This is a genomic window from Shewanella sp. (assembly GCF_013214165.1).
In the GTDB taxonomy this organism is placed as follows: Bacteria; Pseudomonadota; Gammaproteobacteria; order Enterobacterales; family Shewanellaceae; genus Shewanella.
In genome coordinates, this window is sequence record NZ_JABSSM010000030.1 from 1 (window position 1) to 23,040 (window position 23,040).

General features: G+C 40.6%; 19 protein-coding genes and 2 pseudogenes. 10 read left to right on the plus strand and 11 right to left on the minus strand.

Annotated features, from left to right (window positions below; translation table 11 throughout):
- Positions 1-380 precede the first annotated feature (380 nt).
- The gene (ccoG, locus tag HRU42_RS10625; protein ID WP_295030969.1) at positions 381-1,811 is read right to left on the minus strand and encodes a cytochrome c oxidase accessory protein CcoG; all 1,431 of its coding nucleotides are present in this window, start codon (positions 1,809-1,811) and stop codon (positions 381-383) included.
- An 87-nt stretch (positions 1,812-1,898) separates the two neighbouring features.
- Here ccoG and HRU42_RS10630 point away from each other — a divergent pair, with 87 nt between their 5' ends.
- The 4 genes from HRU42_RS10630 to HRU42_RS10645 all read left to right on the plus strand — a co-directional run bounded on the left by HRU42_RS10630 (position 1,899) and on the right by HRU42_RS10645 (position 4,152).
- The gene (locus HRU42_RS10630; RefSeq protein ID WP_295030971.1) at positions 1,899-2,252 is read left to right on the plus strand and encodes a hypothetical protein; all 354 of its coding nucleotides are present in this window, start codon (positions 1,899-1,901) and stop codon (positions 2,250-2,252) included.
- Positions 2,253-2,383: 131 nt separating this feature from the next.
- The gene (locus HRU42_RS10635) at positions 2,384-3,289 is read left to right on the plus strand and encodes a 1,4-dihydroxy-2-naphthoyl-CoA synthase (protein WP_295030973.1); all 906 of its coding nucleotides are present in this window, start codon (positions 2,384-2,386) and stop codon (positions 3,287-3,289) included.
- A 212-nt stretch (positions 3,290-3,501) separates the two neighbouring features.
- Positions 3,502-3,744, plus strand: coding sequence for a DUF2061 domain-containing protein (locus HRU42_RS10640; protein WP_295030974.1), 243 nt, complete (start codon positions 3,502-3,504; stop codon positions 3,742-3,744).
- A gap of 105 nt (positions 3,745-3,849) precedes the next feature.
- Positions 3,850-4,152, plus strand: a complete 303-nt coding sequence (locus HRU42_RS10645) for a hypothetical protein (protein WP_295030976.1) — start codon at positions 3,850-3,852, stop codon at positions 4,150-4,152.
- Positions 4,153-4,338: 186 nt separating this feature from the next.
- Here the strand turns inward: HRU42_RS10645 and HRU42_RS10650 are convergent.
- The 8 genes and pseudogenes from HRU42_RS10650 to HRU42_RS10685 all read right to left on the minus strand — a co-directional run.
- A pseudogene (locus HRU42_RS10650) lies at positions 4,339-4,566 on the minus strand (UbiA family prenyltransferase); the annotation flags it as partial.
- A 57-nt stretch (positions 4,567-4,623) separates the two neighbouring features.
- Positions 4,624-5,544 (minus strand): DUF1861 family protein, encoded by a 921-nt coding sequence (locus HRU42_RS10655; RefSeq protein ID WP_295030978.1) that lies wholly within the window; start codon positions 5,542-5,544, stop codon positions 4,624-4,626.
- Between the two features lie 50 nt (positions 5,545-5,594).
- Complete coding sequence (locus HRU42_RS10660) at positions 5,595-6,662, minus strand: glycoside hydrolase family 130 protein (protein WP_295030980.1); 1,068 nt, start codon at positions 6,660-6,662, stop codon at positions 5,595-5,597.
- Between the two features lie 15 nt (positions 6,663-6,677).
- Positions 6,678-8,282, minus strand: a complete 1,605-nt coding sequence (locus HRU42_RS10665; protein ID WP_295030981.1) for an alpha-amylase family glycosyl hydrolase — start codon at positions 8,280-8,282, stop codon at positions 6,678-6,680.
- A gap of 9 nt (positions 8,283-8,291) precedes the next feature.
- On the minus strand, positions 8,292-9,125 hold the full coding sequence (locus HRU42_RS10670) for a carbohydrate ABC transporter permease (protein WP_295030983.1): 834 nt from the start codon (positions 9,123-9,125) through the stop codon (positions 8,292-8,294).
- Positions 9,126-10,004 carry a carbohydrate ABC transporter permease gene (locus HRU42_RS10675; RefSeq protein WP_295030985.1) on the minus strand — a complete coding sequence of 293 codons (879 nt, stop codon included), beginning with the start codon at positions 10,002-10,004 and terminating at the stop codon, positions 9,126-9,128.
- Positions 10,004-11,284, minus strand: coding sequence for an ABC transporter substrate-binding protein (locus HRU42_RS10680; RefSeq protein WP_295030986.1), 1,281 nt, complete (start codon positions 11,282-11,284; stop codon positions 10,004-10,006). Before HRU42_RS10680 ends, HRU42_RS10675 begins: the two co-directional genes overlap by 1 nt.
- Position 11,285: 1 nt before the next feature.
- Positions 11,286-12,593 (minus strand): hypothetical protein, encoded by a 1,308-nt coding sequence (locus tag HRU42_RS10685; RefSeq protein WP_295030988.1) that lies wholly within the window; start codon positions 12,591-12,593, stop codon positions 11,286-11,288.
- A 303-nt stretch (positions 12,594-12,896) separates the two neighbouring features.
- On the opposite strand from HRU42_RS10685, the gene HRU42_RS10690 reads away from it, so the two are divergent.
- The 5 genes and pseudogenes from HRU42_RS10690 to HRU42_RS10710 all read left to right on the plus strand — a co-directional run bounded on the left by HRU42_RS10690 (position 12,897) and on the right by HRU42_RS10710 (position 17,085).
- The gene (locus HRU42_RS10690; protein ID WP_295030990.1) at positions 12,897-13,952 is read left to right on the plus strand and encodes a LacI family DNA-binding transcriptional regulator; all 1,056 of its coding nucleotides are present in this window, start codon (positions 12,897-12,899) and stop codon (positions 13,950-13,952) included.
- 17 nt (positions 13,953-13,969) lie between these two features.
- Complete coding sequence (locus HRU42_RS10695) at positions 13,970-15,079, plus strand: ABC transporter ATP-binding protein (protein ID WP_295030991.1); 1,110 nt, start codon at positions 13,970-13,972, stop codon at positions 15,077-15,079.
- 150 nt (positions 15,080-15,229) lie between these two features.
- Positions 15,230-15,436 carry a transposase gene (locus tag HRU42_RS10700; protein WP_295030992.1) on the plus strand — a complete coding sequence of 69 codons (207 nt, stop codon included), beginning with the start codon at positions 15,230-15,232 and terminating at the stop codon, positions 15,434-15,436.
- 59 nt (positions 15,437-15,495) lie between these two features.
- A pseudogene (locus HRU42_RS10705) lies at positions 15,496-15,639 on the plus strand (IS5/IS1182 family transposase); the annotation flags it as partial.
- Positions 15,640-15,771: 132 nt separating this feature from the next.
- Positions 15,772-17,085: a hypothetical protein gene (locus HRU42_RS10710; RefSeq protein ID WP_295030993.1), complete on the plus strand. Its 1,314-nt coding sequence runs from the start codon at positions 15,772-15,774 to the stop codon at positions 17,083-17,085.
- Positions 17,086-17,169: 84 nt separating this feature from the next.
- Here HRU42_RS10710 and manA read toward each other — a convergent pair whose 3' ends face one another.
- On the minus strand, positions 17,170-18,375 hold the full coding sequence (gene manA, locus HRU42_RS10715) for a mannose-6-phosphate isomerase, class I (RefSeq protein WP_295030994.1): 1,206 nt from the start codon (positions 18,373-18,375) through the stop codon (positions 17,170-17,172).
- A gap of 88 nt (positions 18,376-18,463) precedes the next feature.
- Entirely contained in the window at positions 18,464-21,151 is a 2,688-nt protein-coding gene (locus HRU42_RS10720; RefSeq protein WP_295030996.1) for a TonB-dependent receptor, read from the minus strand.
- A 258-nt stretch (positions 21,152-21,409) separates the two neighbouring features.
- Between HRU42_RS10720 and HRU42_RS10725 the strand changes: the two genes are divergently transcribed.
- Entirely contained in the window at positions 21,410-22,795 is a 1,386-nt protein-coding gene (locus HRU42_RS10725; protein WP_295030998.1) for a phosphomannomutase CpsG, read from the plus strand.
- The last annotated feature ends 245 nt before the right edge of the window (positions 22,796-23,040 follow it).

Sequence of the window (23,040 nt, forward strand, 5' to 3'; positions counted from 1 at the left end):
TGCTTGGTAGCACCGCCGTTAGACGCTAGGTCGTTGGCTTGAGGAGGCGTATTCTACACTCCTCGTGGTTGGCGTCAAGGGCTTTTAAAAATTTAATTTTCAACCGCTTACTTATCACCCTGACTGCCTTTCAGCTTGGTTTAACAAGACTGGGTTGCCGTGTCAGTGGATGCGCATTATAGGGAGTTTAGATGTGAGCGCAAGGGCTAAACTTAATAAAACTAGCCAATAGCTTCCGAATGGGCACTTTACCGACAATGAGCTTACTTAAACAACAAATGTAGGCTTGAAACAGACGATATAAACGAAAAAGGAGCCTTAGCTCCTTTTATTTGCTCTTCACTCGCTATTGATTTAGCCAATAGCGACGAGTGCTTGCACTATTGGCTAAAGAAGCGCGACTCCTGTGTTGCTTCTATTAACTCATTGCCTGCGGTATTTGTCGTGACCTTAAAATCAATTTTGATCATGGGACGCGAAAGCTCTACAGGGTCGACGGCTACACTAATTGGTAAGGTTAACACTTCCCCAGCAGCAACCTTGACTTGCTGTGGACCAAACCATTGATACTCAGGTAAACCTTGCACCGACAATTTATATTCGTGGGCCTGTTCGGTTTTATTGAGGATCTTTATCGTAAAGGTATTCTCGATCAGTCCATCGTTATTCTCCCTGAATAACTGGTTACGATCTCGAATGATATCGATTCTAATTGGCGCTATGGTTGCACTGGCATAGACAAAGACCAATATCATCGCGGTTAGAACCACACCATAGCCGACTAATTTAGGCCTAAGAACCTTCTCTTTAATACCCTCGAGCTTATTCTCTGTAGTATATGAGATTAAGCCTTTCTTATATCCCATTCTATCCATGGTATTGTCACATGCATCGATACAGGCACCACAGTTAATACATTCATACTGAAGACCATTCCTGATGTCTATACCTGTTGGACAAACCTGAACGCACAGATCACAATCGATACAGTCACCTAAACCAAGTTCTTTTGGATCAGCCTTACGAGATCTAGGACCACGGGTCTCGCCTCTCTTGGAATCGTAACCAACTATAAAGGTGTTCTTATCAAACATCACCGCCTGAAAACGAGCATAGGGACACATATGAATACACATGATCTCTCGCATCCAACCAGCATTACCATAGGTCGCTAAGGTAAAGAGTACCACCCAGAAATAGATGCCCCCGCTTGCATTCAGGGTAAAGACTTCTATATATACCTCTCTACTCGGAACGAAGTAAGAAACGAAGGTCATTGCCGTCAGTAGGGATATCGTGATCCATGACGTATGCTTAGCAGTCTTGCGCCATAGTTTATTAAAATCCCAGGGCAACTGATCTAACTTCATACGTTTATTTCTCGCTCCCTCCAACTTTTCTTCGAACCAGATAAAGATAAAGGTCCAAACTGTTTGCGGGCAGGTGTACCCACACCAGACTCGGCCGAGATAAGTCGTCACAAAGAAGAGTCCGAATGCGGCTATGGTAAATAGTGCAGCCAAGAGTGTCAGATCTTGCGGCCATATGGTGAGCCCAAATATGTGGAATTTCTGCTCAGCCAGATTAAACCACACCGCCTGACGGTTCCCCCAAGGGATCCAGGGGAGTATGAGGAAGAATGACAGGGTGATCCAACCTAGTCTTCTCCTGAGCTGAGTCCACAGGCCGTTGATAGCTCTAACGTAAATTCTATTGCGAGGATTAAACCTATCAACTTTACTGGCATCCGGTTGGTGGATTTTAATCCGCTTAGCCTTAGAATAATCCTTATTATTAGAGTCTGTGCTCATCTTTGTAACCTTACCGCTTTAATCTTGCACGAAAATTAGCTTATTATACCTCTATAGTACATCTAAAAAACAAAGTTGGATTCAAAAATGAGAGGCTGGATTATATTAGGGTTAGGCGCCGGTATGCTGTATTACCTGGCAACTGAAACCAATACGCTAGATGACCCCATAGCGCAGACAAATGCCTTTCTGCAGCAGATAGAACGCAAGCTCGATGCCACGAGAGGCACTAAGATTATCAGGGTGGATAATAAGACATCTCAACTCAAGAAAGAGATATCTCAGCGCATGTCTACTGGGGAACTCGGCGCGCTCGATGATATATTGGAATCCGAATACAGTGTTCAATCATTTCAAGATAACTATTGTAGTGGCTCAGCCCCGAGACACGAGAGTTTAAGCCGGGATAACCTGCAATATATCTGCGACAAAATCAGGTAACTCCTACCTAATAACCCTCTGATTCTAGGTCCAGTCGGCATTTATCCCTGCCTATTATTGACCTAGGTTAGGTTTCCGCCTAGCCTTTGGGCACAAATGCCATTAGGTGCCACGTTGAAAAGGCTAGCGCAATGACCCAACAGGTTTCAGACATATTTGATCCCACTCTGTGGGAACAAGTTTCCGGATTCGATTTCGAAGATATTACTTACCATAGGGCTAAAGATCAGGGAACGGTACGTGTTGCAATTAATCGTCCTGAATGCAGAAACTCCTTCAGGCCTAAAACCGTCGATGAACTCTTCACAGCTCTGGATCACGCAAGGCAATGGTCTGACGTCGGCTGTGTGCTCCTTACAGGCAATGGTCCTTCGGCTAAAGATGGAGGTTGGGCCTTTTGCGCCGGTGGGGATCAGCGCATTCGCGGTAAAGACGGCTACAAATATGAAGGTGCCGAAGCAGGTAAACCAGATCCTGCACGTATGGGTCGTCTACACATACTCGAAGTTCAGCGCTTAATCCGCTTCATGCCCAAGGTGGTTATTGCAGTCGTTCCCGGCTGGGCCGTAGGCGGGGGTCATAGTCTGCATGTCGTTTGCGACCTGACTCTAGCTTCGAAAGAACATGCCATCTTTAAACAGACAGATCCAGATGTGGGAAGCTTCGACTCAGGTTATGGCAGCGCCTATCTGGCGAAGATGATAGGTCAGAAACGTGCTCGAGAAATTTTCTTCCTTGGCTTTAACTACAGCGCAGATGAAGCCTTCGATATGGGCATGGTCAATCGCTCGATCCCCCATGCCGAACTTGAAACTGAAGCGCTAAATTGGGCCAGAGAGATCAACTCTAAATCGCCAACGGCGATGCGCATGCTGAAATATGGCTTCAACATGGCTGATGACGGTCTGGTCGGCCAGCAACTCTTTGCCGGAGAAGCCACACGTTTAGCCTATGCAAGCGAAGAAGCCAAAGAAGGAAGAGATGCCTTCCTCGAGAAACGCGACCAAGACTTCAGTAAGTTCCCCTGGCACTACTAGGGCTTATGCTTATATAAGACGTGTAATCTAAATAGAGCCATCGTTTTCGAGGGCTCTATTATTTTCCAGTCAGTCCATTCTGAAAATCTATAAAACAAACTGTTAAACCAAAGCCTAATCGGTAAATGTAATTAAACTCATCTAGCAAACCCTCCTTACCATAAAGATGATAATGATTATTATTTAATCCATATTACCCAGAGGCTCTCACCATGACTAAAACATTCACCTTTGCCATATTACACTTCATCGTCGCATTTACCGTAACCTATCTGCTAACCGGTAGCGTGATCTTAGGTGGAGCCATCGCCATAGTAGAACCAGCTATTAATACCCTGGTTTTTTACTTCCATGAAATGGTATGGAAAAAAATTGAGCACGGCGAAACATCTCAAGTGTTTAATCAACCCAACGACAAACCCACCCAAGGCTATGTCTGCGGTGAGTTCGGTTAACAAATACTGAATTGAATGGCGTCCGCCATAAGGTGACTTGTTTCAATCATGTTAATGAGATAACTTAGGAAGTATGGGTTTATCGCAAATAAGGTCGAAATTCATATGGAAAGAATGAAAGAAGTTCAAGAACACCTTAAAAACGAATTCGAAATCTATAACAATGCAGCATCGAAGAAGTTACCACCAACCTCCTTAGGTGACACTGAAAGCCTTGAAGTATTGCTCGAGTGTGTCACCCGACGCGATTCTTTAGGCCAAGCCAGAACACAGGTCTTACCGCCGTCATCAAAATTGAAAGCCGCAATTGCCGATACTCTGCTTTTACTGGACAATTTCGATATTAAAATATCAAAGGATAAAGGTGCAGCAGAAAGGAACGCCTTAAACAAAAAAGCCCCTGGCTAAAGTAAAGCCCCTATACTGGCATGGCATAGAACCTCAAAAGGCCATCATCCAGGGCAATCAACATCTCCAGGCTCACCGACAGAATGAAAAAAACCGCCAATCAGGCGGTTTTTTCATTCGATGTTCCACTACATATCTCTAATTTACCAAACTCAATAGCGGTGTTTGTACAACGGATTAAAAATCCAGTGCCATAATCACACTCAAAGCAGTAATGGTCACGATGGAAAATCCAAACACCTGACGTGCCCAGCTCTGCAGCTTAATGCCATAAATCATCACTGCACGCACAGAGAGATCCCCGGTCACGGTAACTCGATTGCGGGTACGCTGCATCTTGGCATCGATGTCACGATCGATGCAATTATTGATCGCGCACCCCGAGGCTACCACTAGGGATAAGCCAATCATGGTTGTAAACATCATTGGCTGTATCGATATGATTTAGAGATTTTAGTAGACGGGAGTAACTTACTTAAAAGGATGAGGGATCTCTATTAAGTGAGCTTCAGCATCCGATACACCAGCATACAAGGTCACAGTATCTTTATTAAAAACCAATCCAGATGAAAAAATAACATCGACTAAATCAGAACGTTTAGCTGCACCTTGTTGAAACTGATCGCGAGAGGCGATAATTTTAAAGTCTCTGAAACTTTTCTGCTTAGGGTCAAAAATAAAACTTGCCGAGTAGTAATGACGCTCATTTCCCGTATCGTCACTAAAACAGGCCACATGTGCGAGTAAGCCTATTTCCCCATTTTCTAGCAAGTGAGTTTCATTGACTCCGCCCCAATCCATTGGGTGGAACATGCCCTCAATAAGAGGCGCATTATCTATCGCTTCAAGAGAAAGTTCAGCTAAGCTTGCGACTTCGGTATAGCCTATAGTACCTCGGCCGCCTATGTCGCCCTGTGGTCGTGTAAATACCGCAATGCGACCATTTTTCATGTCACAAAGGCGAATGTCTTTCATTCCTGAAGGACCACTGAAAAAGTGACTAAGATTAAAAATATCTTCACCACGATAAAATACGGTATGCCACAGCATACCCTGCTCAACTTCTTTCACTTCAACCCCACCAATGATTAATTCATCATTGATAAAGGTGAAAAAAGGATCTTGTAATTTAAAGCTTGGCGCACCATCAATCGGACACCACTGACCATCAATCTGTTCGAAAAATACCACATCAGAATGTTCTTGATCACGTGGCTCGACACGGCCAGCAATAACTGTCTTACCAGCAGATTGGAACGGGGCGGTAATGTTATAAACATCAAAACCATTAACACCGACAAAACTCAGCTTTTCAGTCTTGATATCTGTCGTTTGGCGAGTTTGTGTAAGCTCGTTAAAAAGCTCGGTTACACGCTTAATCTTAGTTGACATAAAAGATCCTTAACAAGTTGAAAGTCAATTTTAAAATGAGGTTGATATCGTTACAGCTCAAGACCTAAATAATGCCATAACTGATCATAATTAATTACCGCAAGCGCCATAGTTTCATCTGAAGCACCATAGTAGATATGTAAACATTCATCTTTAATAAGCGCTCCACAAGAGAACACTACATCGGCAAAGAAGCCATCGATTTCATAGCTGGCTGTCGGTTCAATTAATGGCTTATCTGAACGCGCAATGATTTTAGTAGGGTCATTTAAATCCGTTAAAAATGCCCCTAAACAGTATCGCTCATTCGCATCAACACCATGGTAAACTTGTAACCAACCATATGGGGTTTTCAGCATTGGCGCACCACCACCAATTTTGAGGGTATCCCAACCATCAGTTGAACAACCTAATAGGCGTTGATGATCACCCCAATGCATTAAGTCGGGTGATTTAGCAATCCAAATCTCTGGAGACCCAAAGTGCTTCGGTGCAGGACGATGCAAGGCCCAATAGAACCCATTAATTTTTTCAGGGAAAAAGCACACATCACGATTATCGGGTGCAAAAATTAACCCTAGCTTTTCAAACGTTTTAAAGTCTTGGGTTTTAGCTAAGCCAGTGGTGATACCAAAGTCTGACACCGCTGAATAATTTATATAATAAGTGCCTTCAATCAAGGTTATGCGTGGGTCTTCACAACCAAATAGTTCATAACGATTATCCGGAAAAAAACAAGGTACCTCATCAATTTCAAAGTTCACCCCATCATCGCTTCGCGCGATACGAAAGTGTGACAATGAAGTCAAAAATACTTTCGCAGGATTCTTTTTAAGTACAATCAATCGAGGATCACTAAAGTCATACTCTGGGTCATCTTTACTAAAAACTTTAACTTCAATGACATACTCGCCATTATATTCCGCCAAAAGGGGAACATTTACTTCAGTAGCATTAGAGCTAATAACACTTTCAGCGACCCTTACCAACTGTAAGATCTGCCCTTCAAATTCAACCACACCAGCATTAAATGTTCCTTCAACTTTAAAGTTTTTCTGGCTAGGTTTGACCATTTTCGGGGTGATCAGTGGGTTTTGTTGATTTCGTTGTACAAACATAGTTTATTCTCGTTCTTAGATTATTTCGGCAATGCAAACACCAAATGGTTGAAGCTTAATGGCATGAACTCCTTGCGCGCCAAAACTTGCAAGTATCTTGTATGGCTTATCCACATAGACAGTTTGGCTTTCTGTATTGAAGTTAATAAACACCACAACATTGGTTTGCTGGTATTGACGTTTAAGGGTCAATAATTGATTGTTCAAGGTTAGGCTTTGATAACTCCCTCGCGATAATGCTGGAGTTGAGCGTCGTAAATTCAGCAGTTCACGATACCAATACCACAAGCTTGAAGAAGTGAGTTGTTGTTCACAGACACTAGGCATTGTTTGTTGACATTTATCGCCAATCCACGGTTTAGTATCACTGAAGCCGGAATAAATACTGTTATCCCATTGCATGTACAATCGTGATTTATCGCGTGATTCATCTAGGGCTTTTTTGAATGCCTCGGCGTCAGAAAGTCTTTGTTGTTTAGCCAGTTCATAATGCGTTAATGCCTTAACATCACATATTTGCTCAATGTCAGCAGGCATAAAATCAGGCATGCCAATTTCTTCACCAAAGTACAAAAAGCTCACACCTTTAGCTGTTAACAGTAATGCAGCGAGTGCCTTTGCATGATCGACATTGTTTTGGCATAAACGGCTCATTGAGCGCGGCATATCATGGCTATTGAAAAATAGTGTCGGTAGCCCTTTATGTAGGTCTTCCATTTTGACCAACTGCTCATAAATATATTCAATATTAAATTCGGCCACTGAGCCCAAATTAAAATTAAAAACCACATCTAATAATTGTCGCCCTTGATATGGGACTAATTTTTCAAGCTTGTCATGCCCCACTTCTCCCACGAGGAAAGGCACCTTATTTAGCCCTTTGGCATAATCTTTTACTGAGGTTACCACTAATTGAATATTTTCTAGAATACTCGGCTGATCAATATCATAAAGATGTTGTTGCTCACCCTTATCATCAACAGGGTTATTTTGACCGATACCATCACAAGTTAGAAAATTAATCACATCAAAACGGAAACCATCTACTCCGCGGTCTAACCAAAACTGCAGCACCTTAATGAGTTCTTCTTTAACGGCTGGGTTTTGCCAATTTAAGTCGACCTGCTCAGGCGCAAATTTATGATAATAATATTGTTGACCATTAGGCTCTTTAGTCCATGCGCTGCCACCAAAAAATGACTCCCAATTATTAGGTTTATCTTGAAAAATAAAATAATCACGATAAGGACTATTAGGATCAATAATCGCGGACTGAAACCACTCATGTTTTGACGAAACATGATTAAGCACAACATCAATAATCACTTTGATGTCACGTTGATGTGCCTCATGAATGAAGTGGTCAAAATCAGCTAACGACCCAAAGTCAGGATCCACATCCACATAATTCGCTACATCATAGCCATTATCGACTTTTGGTGATGGGTAAAATGGGGTGATCCACAGCCCATTAATGCCTAAGCTTTTCAGATAGTCCAACCGTTGAGTTAGCCCTTTAAAATCGCCAATCCCATCGCCATTTCCATCTTGAAAGCTGGAAATATACACTTCATAAAATATGGTGTCTTGCCACCAACCTGTTGTATTTATTGACTTCATTTATTAATACTACTTAAGTGACAAAGACATTCCCTGCAGGAAGTATTTTCTAAATACGATAAACAGGACAAGTAAAGGTAAAGTCTGTAAAACTGCGCCGGCCATAACAGGGCCTACATAAAGACCATATTGTTTACTAAAAGTGGCCAGTAACACGGATAGCGGCATCTTATCGACATCGGATATTACAATAAGAGGCCACATGAAATTGTCCCATGCCCCAGTGAAAGTAAATAACGCCACAATTGCAACAATTGACTTATTCAAAGGTATCATTAACTTAAAGATAATCTGGTGGATATTGGCACTATCCAACTTAGCGGCATCGATATAATCGTTCGGCGTACCCTTAAAGACTTGACTCATCATGTATACACCCCAGCCAGACATTAACGTCGGAACAATCAGCGCGGCATAACTATCAATAAGTCCAAACTGTTTAATTAATACAAACAGCGGAATGGTAAGCATCATGCCAGGCAACACCATTTGGAAAATCAAGAAACCTTCAAGTTGTTTGCGTCCTTTAAAATCAATCTTAGCCATGGCGTAAGCCACATAAGCAGAAGTCAGCAGAACTGAGCAAGTTACCGTCACCGCCACAAAAAATGAATTAAATAAGGCGCGCATAAACGGGCGATTTAACTTCTCAGCCGTATCAAACAAGAACACAAAGTTATCTAAACTAAAGCTGCCTTCAAACAGCCCAGTGTTATAAATTTCTTCTGTCGACTTCAGTGATGAGGTAATCATCCATAGATAGGGGTATAACCATGTGATGGCCAACGCATACATAGCCAGAGTGATACACCAGGCGCCGATACTTTTTTTCTTAAAGGCCATCTAAACGATCTCCACATTTTTTTCGAAGATTTTTCTCACCAATTTGATAAGTAAATAACTTGCGGTAGCAATAATAATCGCCATTAAGGCGGCACGACTTGGCTCTAACCGTTTAAATGCAGTTTCATACATCACAATTTGTGGCATGTTGGTGCTATCAAGCGGCCCACCGCCAGTCATCATGAATGGCTCGGTAAAAATACCAAAGCCGACTGTGATTGCAAAAACTAGCACCATAATGATTTGCGCATTTAGCATTGGCAGGGTGATCTTAAATAATCGTTTAAAGCCAGATGCATTATCTAAAGTGGCGGCATCATAGATTTCTTTCGGAATAGCAAGTAAGCCCGAATATAAAATCAAACCGTAGTAGCCCACAAATTTCCATGTCACTACTAAAGTGATGGCTAACATTGCAAAGGTCGGGCTTGTTAACCATGGAATTTTGAAACCAAAATATTCAAACAAAAAGCTATTCAGTGGTCCGGTTGAACTATAAATCTTAGTAAAGACCAGTGAGTAGGCGACCCCTGAAGAAATATTGGCCAGTAAAAAACACAGCGCGATAAAGGCTTTTCCCCGACCAATAAATTGCAAACCAAACGCAAAAGCTAATGAGCAAGTTAAGACAATAGGGATATACAAGAGCAAAAACCTTGCGACATTCCACATTGAATTCCAAAACTCAGGGTCCTGTAAAATAAAAAATAAATTATCTAAACCAGCATAACTGGGCGTACCAAAAAAGCGCCAATCACTTAATGATAAAATCGCTAACCATAAAAATGGATATGCCCAGAAAACCAAATTGTATAACAAAAAACCGATGGCAATGGCTGCACCAACCTGTGCCTCTGTCACCCTATCAAATAATTTCATTATTTTAACCATTTCAATAATTTATCCGTTCTGGCTTGTGCGTCATCAAGCGCTTTTTGCGTGTTTTTTAACTGATGCTGTATTGGTTCCATCATTTCAACACTCATAATTTTTTGAACATCAATGGTGTGTTCAATAAATGCAGGCGGGACCGCGACATCCACATAAGTGGCATACTCTCTGGCTAATGGATTGTGCAGGTAAAAATCTACAAAAATAGGATTATCAAGTAAATCACCTCTTGCAGGAGGAAGGCCTGTGAGTTCTAACCAAAGCACGTTTAAAGTATCATCACTTAATACCCAGCGAACAAAGTCAAAGGCTTCTTCCTTTACTTGGCTAGAATTGAAAATTACTAAGCCCTTAGAATCAGAAAACGTATAATGTTTTTGATCACTTTTGCGGGCGCGAATCATAGGGCCAATGGCAATGTTTTTAAGCGTTTCTGGGTACATACGACTAAAGTAAGCAATATCCCAAGGGCCTCTTACTGCACCGACTGCTGTACCTATGACCAATGGATCTTCACTATCAAAGTCGGTGGACGTCCATTTGTTTTTAAACATGGTGTTAATAAAATCCAACACCTCTTTGCCCGCTGCGTTGTTATAGGTAACACGATTGTCCTCAATATAAGGCTGACCATTACTAGTCGCATAATAATAAGAAATAAAATCGAACCAGCGGTCAGCCCAATCATTACCAGCGATAATTTGCATGCCAAAACGGTCATTTTTATTGCCATAACGCTTTGACACTTCGTAAATATCATCAAAGGTTTCAGGTAATTTATCGATACCTAAGTCGGCTAAAATATCCTTTCGCCACCAAACCAAAGTCGGGTTTGAATATAAGGGAAGCACATAATATTTATCATCTTGTCGCCAACCTTGCATAACCCTGTCCATCTTGCGATGTTCAATTAGTTCCTCAAAACCCGTTAACGATGATAGGTCTGTTAATTGATCTAAGTTCACTAGTTGGGCGGCAAAACCTGAAAATATGTTGGTTGAGATATCTGGTGCATTCTCAGACACCAATGCTGTTAGCACTGCTTGCTCTGAGCTTCCTGTTGCAGGAATCGTAGTAAATTCAACTTGAAGACCCTTCCCAGACTGATTCCACTTATCAACAGCAGCCTTCCAAAACATCTCTTGTGTTTCATTCGGTGCAACCCACATTTTAATTTTTTGTGGCTCATCACCGGAGTCCACTTTTGAACAGGCATTCAAACTCAAAAAACTGAATACCAAAGCTAGCTTTATCATCAGCTTGAGCATCTTATTTCTCCTGCAATTGTTTGTTTTTTATCAGCACCATGAGACCTTCAATGGTCGACTCCGCACCTGAGTTTTGATTGACTTTATCTACTGAAATCAGTGCATCATAAAAACGACCATTTTCAGGGTGATACATGGCCACTTTAGTGTCGTTGTCGCCAAAAAACCATCCGGTTAATTTATGAGCAAGCCGTAAGTATTTCTTATCTTGAGTGATCTCATAAGCTTTAGCTGTAGCATAAACCATTGGGCGAATGCCGTAGGCAATTTGAGGAAAAGCATTTTTTGCCGATTGATGATATTCGCCTTGCACTTTTTCAATCCAAATCCCCTCAGCAAAACCAGACGATAATAAATGAGGATAAAAGTGATTAATTTCTATTAACGCGCTGTCGATATACTCCTGTTTGTTCAAGGCTTGCCCCGCCAGTAATAATGCATAGGCTTGATTGTTACCCCATGAATGCCATTGATTTTTCCAACTTAAAAACATTCCATAAGGGTAATTGTCAGCATCCCCTTTTTGCATCGCCATCAAACCTCTTGCTTGGGCGTGGAGTATCGCAAGAACCTCTTCATCATGATTGGCTTGATATAATGGCAGTAAGGAAATAATCGCTAACGCCGCCTGATCTGCAGCATAATCATTAGGTAACCAATTGGGAACTAGCACCCCTTCAAACACATTAAAGGCTTCTTTCTTGGGGGCTAAATCCACTTTAATATTATCAACTGCATTGTTAATCGCTTGATTGACACGCGCCACCAGTGCCCTATTACCCTCTAAGTAAGGAAGCGCAGAGCTCAAGCCCCATATAGCACGAAATGTCCACCAATTCATTTCAGCCACTGTGGTGCGATATTCGGTATTAATTGAGTGGTCATGCCAAATAAAGTTATTGAAGTAACCATTTTCATTTTGCATATACAACACGAACTCAGTCATTTTCTTTATTTGTTCGATATGCTGCTCAGAAGAGGTATCACTTTCAGGTAATCTCAAATATTCCGTTAACATCACCATAGCTCTAGCCACGTCATCGACACAGGTATAGCCCTCTGCAGGCTCGATAGCAAAGCGATAATCAGGTGCTTCACTGTAGATATGAACAATCCCTAAGGTCTTAACCTCAAGTGGACTTTGTTGAACCTGAATTTCGGTATAGAGATGATTGAAATGAGAAAGGTTGATACTAGGTAATACCAAAGGCACTTGAGCGAGCTCGGTTAACGAGGCAGCCGCATAACTACTTATTGGCATCAATGAGGATAATAAGAAAAAGATACTGCTGGCTTTATTTTTAATCATTTTTATCGACCTCTGTCTGTATGAGCAATCTTCACACTCGGGAGCGCATGATTACTTTAATGGACACCAACTCTTCAATGGTTGATTTCAACTTAGTTTAACGTTAAAGTTCATCAAAGATCAAGAAAATATATATAATGCTAAAGCATCGCTGTTATTAGGTTTGCAGACATACTTCATTGCGATCCGATGTTAATTCAGTCGCTTGAATCAACTTAAGCTTCACTTTACATACGGATTAGCCATCAGCATACTTAGCTATAAACCACATTGGCTGCCGAACAAGAGCACGAAGGAAAAAACATGAAGAAAAGGGAAACTCTTAAATCTATCGCAGCCACATTAGGCGTGACGCATACGACTGTATCTAATGCTTTTAATCGCCCAGAGAAAATGTCTAAAGAAGTCAGGAAAAAAATATTAGATTATGCAAAATCAATAAAATACTACGGCCCAAATCAAGCAGCTAAATCACTAAGAACGGGAAAAAGTGGCTCGATTGGTGTCATTTTTAACGACCAACTCAGTTATGCTTTTACGGATCCCTATGACATTTCGTTTTTACATGGGGTATCAACAGTCTGTGAGAAAGAAGGCTTAAACATAGTACTTATTCCACTCAAAACTAAAGATCACGGCATTAGCGATCCGCTAAGCGCTATGGTTGATGGTTACATTCTCAACGCACCCTATAAAAATAACATCGTCACCCAAGCGGCGTTAAACAAGGGCGTACCTATTGTAGTAGTGGATTTCGATGCACCAGAACACATCAATATCAATACCAACGATCTTGAAATGATGGGGGAAGTCACCAGTCATTTGGTTGAACTTGGACACAAAAATATTGGCATTATCACCTTTGGTATGCACGAAAATAAGCATAATTATTATACCCTTGAAGGTGAAATTGATACGGATAACTTTGTTGTTAAAAACAGGTTGTTAGGCTGCCAGAATAGTTTTATCGAACACAATGTCGATTTAAAAAATATTCATATTCAAGAAACCCAAAATAACGAAGAAAGCGGTGCTGAAGCTGCTGAAAAATTAAAACAGCGTTTTCCAGAAATTACCGCATTTATATGCTTTTCAGATCGTTTGGCCTATGGTTTGATGCAGTTTTGTCATCAACAAGGTTTAGCAATTCCTGCTGACATTTCTATTACCGGATTTGATGATATTAATCAACCACAGTTTGCTCAGCACTTTCCAGAATTGACCACAGTTAAGCAAGATCCACTTTTAAAAGGGCAACTAGCAACCAAAGCTCTCATTGATGATTCAATTGAACCCGGTAGTTATATCTATATTCAATCTGAATTTATCATCAAACAAAGTACTTCCAAAGCCCCATAACTAGGAAAACAATTATAATGGCCGATCTTAAACTTCAATCATTAGTTAAACGATATGACGATGTTGAAACTATTCATAAAGTTAGCGCTGACATAAACTCGGGAGAATTTATTGTATTGATTGGCCCTTCGGGTTGCGGAAAATCCACACTACTGCGCATGATTGCCGGACTAGAAGAAGTCACATCGGGTGATATTTATATTGAAGGGGAAAATGTCACCAATGTGGTCGCCGCAAAGCGTGGCATTGCCATGGTATTTCAATCATATGCTTTATACCCACATATGAATGTCAGAGAAAACTTAAGCTTTGGATTAAAAAATCTTAAGCATGAACAGAGTTACATCGATGAAAAAATCCAATATGCGGTCGAAACACTTCAGCTTTCTCAATACCTTGACAGAATGCCGAGCCAATTATCAGGCGGACAGCGCCAACGTATTGCAATCGGCCGTGCGATAGTTCGCGATCCAAAAATCTTCTTATTTGATGAGCCGCTATCAAACCTTGATACGGAACTAAGAGTCCAAATGCGCCATGAGATTATCAAGCTACATAAAAAGCTTGGTAATACAATGATTTATGTTACCCACGATCAAGTTGAAGCCATGACCATGGCTGATCGTATTATCGTGCTTGATAACGGCAATATCGCACAAATAGGTGCCCCTTTAGAGCTTTACAATAACCCTCAAAGCTTATTTACTGCCAGCTTTATCGGTAGCCCCAAAATTAACTTACTAAAGGGTGTGGTTAAAAGTAATACCGATGGTCAAATACAGGTCGACCTTGAAAACAAACAAACTATCAGTATTCACAAGCAGGTTAACTCCCTCAGTGCTGGAGATACTATTACCCTTGGCATTAGACCTGAGCACATTAACAATCAGTCTGTGACTAACTCCATCACATTTAATTTCACATTGGATGAAATAGAATGCCTGGGTGATTCCACACTTATTTATGCACAGTTAGACGGTGGCGCAGACGCTGAAAGCATCGATGTTAGAATCAAGCTTCAAGGGCAACACTCATATGTTTCTGAAACAAAAGCCACATTTCAAGTTTCTTCAGAACATGTATTAATTTTTAATGAAAACGGTCAAAATACGACTTATGATAATTAATCGGCCTTGTTTCCTTAATAGATTGAAGCTTTCATCGTTAGCGTGTTCTACCTTCTAGTAAGTATTTAGGAAACATGAAACCGGTAAAAATAACCAATAGGTCACAGTACAACAAGGCGTTAGTTAATCGAGGTTCGCTCACCTTCTGAATTGATATGTTGTGAGCATCATGGGCGTCGAGGTCGAGGGTACATTTACTCCGATGTAGCCACTGAAACGGCACAGGTTGTCAAAGGTGTATTCGACTTATCACTGCGAGTACTTGAAGATTTCACTAACTCGGCTTTCCAGCTTATGGGTATACCACTAGATGTATTAGCAAACGAGCCATCCTATATTACTCAGGATGGCTGCTGATGGCATCTGACACAAAGCGTGCCATAAGTTACTTCATAGCAAAGGTTGCAAAACCCACGATCCTGCCAAGAAGTAATGCTGGGTATTGTGAGGACGGGCATCCTCGAAATAAGCAGCTGCTCAGCCCGAAACTTAGCCTGCGCAATTATAACGCTCAGTTAGGTGAAGCTTTAGCGGGTGTAAAACCATTAACAAAGCCATAGAACTAGATATGCCAATTAGGAAATAAGATGCTTAGTTAACTCAAGCTGGAGTAATACTTTGGGGGCATTGCGTCTCTACTAGTGCCTATTTTCTTAACAACGCCTTATGAACCCATACTCGATGAATGAAACATGGATTCATACTTCCGCCAACTTAATTACTATAAATTAATGACCATGCAACTAAATAACAACTCTATCGATGAATTTCTTAATCAAAATAAACTCACCGCAAGTAATATTGACGAACAGAAATTTATCAATACCTTCATCAATCATATGGACTTAGGGCTGAATAAAGAGTCATCTTCTTTAGCTATGCTGAACTCCTATATTGATAGCGATACCCCTATAATTACCAATAAAAATATCATTGTACTGGATGCGGGCGGTACCAACTTAAGAGTCTGCTTAGTTAACTTCGATGAGAAAAAACAAGCCAACATTGAATACTTCTCTACTCACTCTATGCCTGGACTTTCAGAGCATTTATCGCAATCTGATTTCTATGCACGCTTGTGTGAGTATCTACAACCGGTAATCCATCTTTCAGACACTATTGGCTTTTGCTTTTCATACCCGACAGAGATTAATGAAGAAAAAGACGGGCGATTGTTATATTGGACCAAAGAAATCAATGTCCCAGAAATGGTTGGCCAATGGATTGGCCAAGGCTTATTAAACGCGCTTCACCATCAAGGGCATTCAAATAAACGCATCTGTTTGCTCAATGATACCGTTGCAACATTACTGGCCGGACGCCCTCAAGGTGAAAGTCTAGATTGCCAGCAATTTATTGGATTTATTCTTGGCACTGGCACTAACGCAGCGTTTGTGGCAAATGACGGCCAATCGAACAAGATATTCAATCTGGAATCAGGTGATTTTGACGAATTAATATTGGGTGATATCGATCGTCAACTTGATCGCAGCACTTCGAATCCTGGCTGTTATTTGTTTGAAAAAATGATTTCAGGGTGTTATTTGGGTGAACTTGTTACAATGGCTTTGAAACAGGCGACTATTGACTGTGTCATAGAGGATATATGGCCGTTCACAACCTTACCTGCAGCCATGTTGACAACTGCGCTAGTCAGCTTGCTTTTAGCCAGTCCAGAAAACTTCAATAATGAATATTTTCAAAATAATATTGATAGTACAACCTTGGTTAATATTAACCACATTGCACAAAGTATCGTCGATAGAGCGGCAAAACTGACCGCATTATCATTGAGTGCGATAATGCTAGCTTCGCAGAAGCATAATCAAGATAAAGGTCAATCCATCTGTATTAATCTTGATGGTTCAACATATTTTAAATTACATGGCTTTAGTGATAGCTGTAAAAAATACATGGAGCAATTAAACCAATCTCATGGTATTAATTATCACCTTATTTCTACAGACAACGCTCCCATTATCGGTGCAGCCATTGCTGCTATGTAATGGCGCTAAGCGACTAATAAAATCACTCTTATTAGGCTAATCACCACCCGGAGACCTAGGGCGGTGATAATAGGACCGGTGTTTTTAAGACAAGTGCTGTGGGATGCGGCTTCTAAAAATCTGCACATCACCGACCACTGAATATTGTCCAACTGAAGCAGGAACTAAATAGGAGTGACCTTTTTTAATAGGTAAAGTATTTCCGCTACAAAACAGCTCCCCTTCCCCACGACTACAAAACAAAATTTCTACACTAGCAACTTGGCAATCCACATTTTGCGATGCTTCAAGGTTAATGACTGATAAAGAAAATTCACTTGCGGGGGTCCGATACTCTTTTTCAGCATCTTGTGCTGTTGATTGAGCCGTTAATATGTCTAGGTCACCATAATTAAACGAAAGAACCTTCAACAACTCTGCTTTATCAACATGTTTAGACGTTAACCCTCCCCGCAACACATTATCTGAGTTGGCCATGATTTCCATGCCCACACCTGATAAATAGGCATGGTACTCGCCAGCTTCTAAATACATAGCCTCACCAGGTGACAGTGTGATCACGTTAAGTAACAAAGCACACAAAATACCAATATCATTAGGGTAAAACTCATTTAAATAATCAAGTGTTTGATACGCTTTATTATCTGCTTGCAGCTTTGCTGCAACCACTGCTGCCTGGGTTAACACCAAGCTATCTTTTTGAGACAATGACATTAGCCAACGATAAAACTCCTTTAAACCCGCTTTATCTTGACTCGCTTTTAGTTGTGCCAACGGTTTAACTAATAATGCTGTATCAATCAGTTCAAACAAAGCGATGATCTGTTCAATCCGACGAAATCCGTTTAATGCCTCAAATTGAGTAAGCGCACAGATAAGCTCAGGCTTATGGTTATCGTCTTTATAGTTACGCTCGAAAGCATCAAGCGGGATCGCTAACTGTTCCTCAGCATCATAGCCTGCCTTTGCTTGCGATAAATTAGGGTGAGACTGAATAGACAAGGGTTTACCCGCAGCAAGAACCTTAAATAAGAATGGTAGTTTATTGGCAAACTCTGTTGCTGCCTTTTGACCAAGACAAGCAACCGGGTCGCGGTCAATGAACTCAAGTAATGAAATAGAATCGTTTTCTAGCAAGACCTCAGATGGTGCTTTGGAATGTGCTCCCATCCATATTTCTGCTTGAGGTAAGTTTTGTGGGTTTTCAATAGCAAACAAATTGAATAATGCCTGCTTATCTCCCCAGTCATAATTTAAAATAGGGCTTTTCAATTGATAAACTTTATTCATACGACACCTTATTTTCAGCAATAAAAAATGCAGGACAGTTATATGGCCTGCATTAATTAGTCATCACGAAATGATAAAAATGATTTATTTAAAACTTATATCTGAGACCCACATTGTATCGAGCACCTGTATCGGTATATTCAATCAAGCGATCTTTATGGACTGAGTAGATAAACTCTTTCTCATTAGTGATATTGATGGCTTCAACAAATACAGTCAGAGAATTAGTAAAATGATAGCTTGCACTGGCATCTAATTGTCCATAATCATCAATCATACGTGGCTGACCACGGTTTGCATTTAACGATTCGGTATATCCATCTCGATAGTTATAAGCAAAACGAGCCTCAAAGCCATTATTCTCGTAGAATGCCACTAAATTATATGATTGTGAGCTGTTATCTAAATCACTATCATCGGTGGTTTCTTTAACGTCAGTGTAGTTAGCCTGAACACCAAAACCATCAAACGGATAAGGTAATTGAGTAAAGGTGTATTGGAATGCAAGTTCGATACCTGATACATTACCGTTTCCAATATTGGTTGGAGTATCAATTAAGTAAGTCACACCATCAATATCAGTTTCAACAGTGTGGGTGCCCCACTTATTCGTTAACTCTTTGTAGAAATATGCCAAACTCAAATAGCTAACATCATCGATATACCAAGCCAAAGAACTATCATAATTCCATGAAGTCATAGGCTCAAGTGAAGAGTTGTTAGTATAGCCTGTAAGTGCTGAATATCTGTGGTTAAAGCTTGTCGTCAACATCAAGTTACTCAATGTAGGTCGAGTAATGGTTTTTGCGACACCTAAACGTAATTCTAAGTCGCTCAGTAAATTCAGCTTAAAGTTAACAGAAGGCAACCATTCAGAGTAATTTCCTTCCTCAGAAATATGTATAGGGTCAGATAATTCTGGTATGTATTCACCGAATTTATCATCAGGAGTTAAGCTAATTATCTCTTGGGAAACGCCACTAGAAGTGACATCTGTATATAAATAACGTAAACCAAAGTTACCCGCCCAAGACATGTCTGCGAAGTAACCATCTAGATTAGCCTGCACATATGCACCGTAAGTATTTTCTTCAACAGTACCAGACTCTTGTGCACGATGAACAACGCCAAACCCACCGTTGTCCAATAAGGCTTGTCTTGCTGCTTCACGTTCCTCAGGGTCGGCAATGCCATCAATGCCATCAGTGATCATCCATTGGTATAAATCATCAATGCTGCCACTTAAGACATCTTCTGGAATGAAGCCTTCATAGCCACCAGAACAATATGTACATGCAATACTATCAGGAGTTTTATAAATATCACGAGATTTTGCACGGTGATGATAACTCACCCCAGACAAAATTTTGGTAAAGGCAGTATCGCCTGCTAAGTGATAAACCGTATCGAAAGTCACTTGTGATGCAGTATCTTCAATATTTCGACCTTCAAGCGTTGACCAACTTGGAGTTATCTCCTTAGAATTGATGTCACCAATATTTGTATACACTGGAATTAATTGACCAGGTCGTTTGGAGAAGGTTAACTCCCCAGGATTATTAAGCATACCGGTAAAGTAAGATTGGTCGCCTGCAATGATGTCTGTCGCTGTTGACCATGAAGCATCAAATACTGCGGTTAAATTATCTGAAATAATCCAGTCTACATTGATACCGACTTGCTTAGTTTCAGCAAAACGAGGACGGCTATATCTAACAAATTCTGTCGGACGAGCACCAGCCGATAACTGATAATCTGTAATGGTGCCATTTTCATCCACATCAAGGTTTTGAACCGCATCAGCAGGTGCCCACCAAGCGATACCCGATGTATCAGAATTAACATCTAGTCTTGAATACAAGCCGTCTACCGTCACCAACACATCATCGCTTGCTTGCCACTGACCAACAAGCGTACCACCGATGCGTTCGCGAGTGGACTGATCTACATCGTGGGTATAATAAGACTGATAATGTACCTTGCCATTTTCGTCAGCGTTCTCCTCAAGCTTTTCACGGTCTGCATCTGAAATGCCGGTAAAGTCACTGGCGTTTCTGGCTTCATAACCATCGGTATAATGTCGCTCAGTTCTAAATTGTCTTTTAGAGTAATTAAATGAAGCGAGGAGACCAAATCGGTCATCAAGAAAAGTATTACTAACTAGCCCTGAAAGCTGAGGAGTAATTTCGTCAGAGTTTTCATCATATTGACCTTTTACAGAAGCTACTGCTTGAAAACCATCTAGGTTAAGTGGGCGTGCTGTTTTTAAATTAACGGTAGAACCAATGCCCCCTTCTTGCAAACTAGCTGAAGGAGATTTATACACGTCAATCCCAGAAATCAACTCAGTCGCTAGCACATCAAAGCTAAACTCTCGACCATCGTTTTCTGTGGCTAAAATACGGTTATTTAACATCACCACGTTGTGTTCAGGACCCATGCCCCGAACCGTAATGAACTGTCCTTCACCGCCATTTCTTGAAATCGTAATCCCCGGTATACGTTGTAATGACTCAGAAATATTTTGATCAGGGAACTTGCCTAAATCTTCATTCGCAATCGAATCCATAACAGAGTCGGCGTTACGCTTATCATAAAGCGCTTCTTTTAACGCATTGCGGATTCCAGTGACCTGTATGACTTCTATAGTTTCACTTTTCAACGCTTCTGTTTCTACTTGTAACTTTTCAACCTCCTCTGCGGTGACTTGAAACGACATTGCTGTGATAATTGATACAGCGAGTAAGCTTTTATTAAATTGATTTTTAGCTAACATATCCCCACCTTCGTTACCCTCATGGGTCAGCTTGATGCAGTACTGTTTAATTGTTTTTACTGCGCTGACTCTCATCCATCTCAAAAAAGATTAACGTTAAACGAGGATCTTTACAACAAAAAGATTAACGTTAAACAAAAATGTGGCTACATCAATAATTTTGCGTTAACCTTTCGGTGTGATTAACTAATTATGATGATTATAAAATTTATTATTTATTATGATAAATAATAACAATGATATTTTTGAGGGTTAGGAATGACTGAAACACTTTCATGTTTTAAAGCCTATGATATTCGAGGCGAATTGGGAAAAGAGCTTAATACCGATATAGCGTACCGTATAGGAAGAGCTTATGGGCAAGCGCTGCAACCAAAAAACGTTGTTGTTGGAGGTGATATTCGACTGACTTCAAATGAGTTAAAAATGGCTTTAGCTGAAGGCCTAATGGACTGTGGTATTGATGTTATTGATCTAGGAATGACGGGCACAGAAGAAATTTACTTTGCTACGAGCCATTTAAATGCAGATGGGGGAATTCAAGTTACAGCCAGTCATAACCCCAAAAACTACAATGGTATGAAGCTAGTAAAGGCTAACTCAGTGCCTATTAGTGGTGATTCTGGTTTATTCGATATTAAGCAGCTTGCTGAAACACAAGTGTTCACTCCTATTTGCAGTAAAAAAGGCCAGTATACGCAAAAATCCATTTTAACAGAATATGTCCAACATTTACTTTCTTATATTAATCTAAAGAATATTAAGCAACTTAAACTAGTTGTTAATGCTGGTAATGGCGCCGCAGGTCATGTAATTGACCATATAGAGCAGCAGTTTACCGAGTTAAATGTTCCCATAACATTTATCAAAGTAAATCATGAACCTGATGGTAACTTCCCTAATGGAATTCCCAACCCGCTGCTACCTGAAAACCGTCAAGATACCATTGATGCGATAAAACAACACGGCGCAGATATGGGCATTGCTTGGGATGGAGACTTTGACCGTTGTTTCTTTTTTGATGAGAAAGGTCAATTTATTGATGGTTATTATATCGTCGGCCTGCTTGCCGAAGCTTTTTTACAAAAAAATAAAGCAGCTAAAATTATTCATGATCCGAGACTCACTTGGAATACAATTGATTTGGTTGAAAAAAATCAAGGCACAGCAATCATGTGTAAAACAGGGCATGCATTTTTTAAAGAAAGAATGCGCCTAGAAGATGCTGTATATGGTGGTGAAATGTCAGCTCATCATTATTTCAAAGATTTCTTTTATTGTGATTCGGGTATGATCCCCTGGTTACTGGTAGTAGAGCTTTTATGCGTTAAAAACATTCAGCTTTCTGAAGCGGTGGCAGAACGTATTGCGGCTTATCCCTCTTCAGGTGAAATCAATTCAACAATTGATAATCCGGCTGAAGCAATTGAAAGTATCTATCAACAATATAAAGCACTAGCCCACAATGAAGATCATACTGATGGTATTTCACTGTCTTTCATTGAAAATGGTGAGCATTGGCGTTTCAATTTGAGAAGGTCAAATACCGAACCGGTTGTTCGGCTTAATGTTGAAACAAAAGGTAACGAAATATTACTAAAAATTAAAACCCAAGAAATACTCAATAAACTCAGGAACGTATAAACTTAACACGGTTAAATAATTACACATACCATTAAATAACCGGCTTTGGCATAGTGCTTCCTCACAAAGGCGGCGCTATGAACCAATCGCAAAACACGATCTGGGAACTCAGATTCTCACTGTGCTTTTTCTCGCTGCAAGATCGTGAAATACTCAAACATACCAGAGCTTAAGTGTACTTCCCCCCACTGCTTGACTTCTTCCATGATAGACAATGAGTGCTGCTGATGGTAAGTCTGCTTGGC

What these genes read in the sequence shown, in the direction of transcription:
- HRU42_RS10635 (WP_295030973.1), top strand. Translation starts at nt 2,384, where the DNA reads ATGACCCAACAGGTTTCAGACATATTTGATCCCACTCTGTGGGAACAA.
- ccoG (WP_295030969.1), bottom strand. Translation starts at nt 1,811, where the DNA reads ATGAGCACAGACTCTAATAATAAGGATTATTCTAAGGCTAAGCGGATT.
- HRU42_RS10630 (WP_295030971.1), top strand. Translation starts at nt 1,899, where the DNA reads ATGAGAGGCTGGATTATATTAGGGTTAGGCGCCGGTATGCTGTATTAC.
- HRU42_RS10665 (WP_295030981.1), bottom strand. Translation starts at nt 8,282, where the DNA reads ATGAAGTCAATAAATACAACAGGTTGGTGGCAAGACACCATATTTTAT.
- HRU42_RS10680 (WP_295030986.1), bottom strand. Translation starts at nt 11,284, where the DNA reads ATGCTCAAGCTGATGATAAAGCTAGCTTTGGTATTCAGTTTTTTGAGT.
- HRU42_RS10640 (WP_295030974.1), top strand. Translation starts at nt 3,502, where the DNA reads ATGACTAAAACATTCACCTTTGCCATATTACACTTCATCGTCGCATTT.
- HRU42_RS10685 (WP_295030988.1), bottom strand. Translation starts at nt 12,593, where the DNA reads ATGATTAAAAATAAAGCCAGCAGTATCTTTTTCTTATTATCCTCATTG.
- HRU42_RS10695 (WP_295030991.1), top strand. Translation starts at nt 13,970, where the DNA reads ATGGCCGATCTTAAACTTCAATCATTAGTTAAACGATATGACGATGTT.
- HRU42_RS10645 (WP_295030976.1), top strand. Translation starts at nt 3,850, where the DNA reads ATGGAAAGAATGAAAGAAGTTCAAGAACACCTTAAAAACGAATTCGAA.
- HRU42_RS10675 (WP_295030985.1), bottom strand. Translation starts at nt 10,004, where the DNA reads ATGAAATTATTTGATAGGGTGACAGAGGCACAGGTTGGTGCAGCCATT.
- HRU42_RS10670 (WP_295030983.1), bottom strand. Translation starts at nt 9,125, where the DNA reads ATGGCCTTTAAGAAAAAAAGTATCGGCGCCTGGTGTATCACTCTGGCT.
- HRU42_RS10690 (WP_295030990.1), top strand. Translation starts at nt 12,897, where the DNA reads ATGAAGAAAAGGGAAACTCTTAAATCTATCGCAGCCACATTAGGCGTG.
- HRU42_RS10725 (WP_295030998.1), top strand. Translation starts at nt 21,410, where the DNA reads ATGACTGAAACACTTTCATGTTTTAAAGCCTATGATATTCGAGGCGAA.
- HRU42_RS10720 (WP_295030996.1), bottom strand. Translation starts at nt 21,151, where the DNA reads ATGTTAGCTAAAAATCAATTTAATAAAAGCTTACTCGCTGTATCAATT.
- HRU42_RS10655 (WP_295030978.1), bottom strand. Translation starts at nt 5,544, where the DNA reads ATGTCAACTAAGATTAAGCGTGTAACCGAGCTTTTTAACGAGCTTACA.
- HRU42_RS10660 (WP_295030980.1), bottom strand. Translation starts at nt 6,662, where the DNA reads ATGTTTGTACAACGAAATCAACAAAACCCACTGATCACCCCGAAAATG.
- manA (WP_295030994.1), bottom strand. Translation starts at nt 18,375, where the DNA reads ATGAATAAAGTTTATCAATTGAAAAGCCCTATTTTAAATTATGACTGG.
- HRU42_RS10710 (WP_295030993.1), top strand. Translation starts at nt 15,772, where the DNA reads ATGGATTCATACTTCCGCCAACTTAATTACTATAAATTAATGACCATG.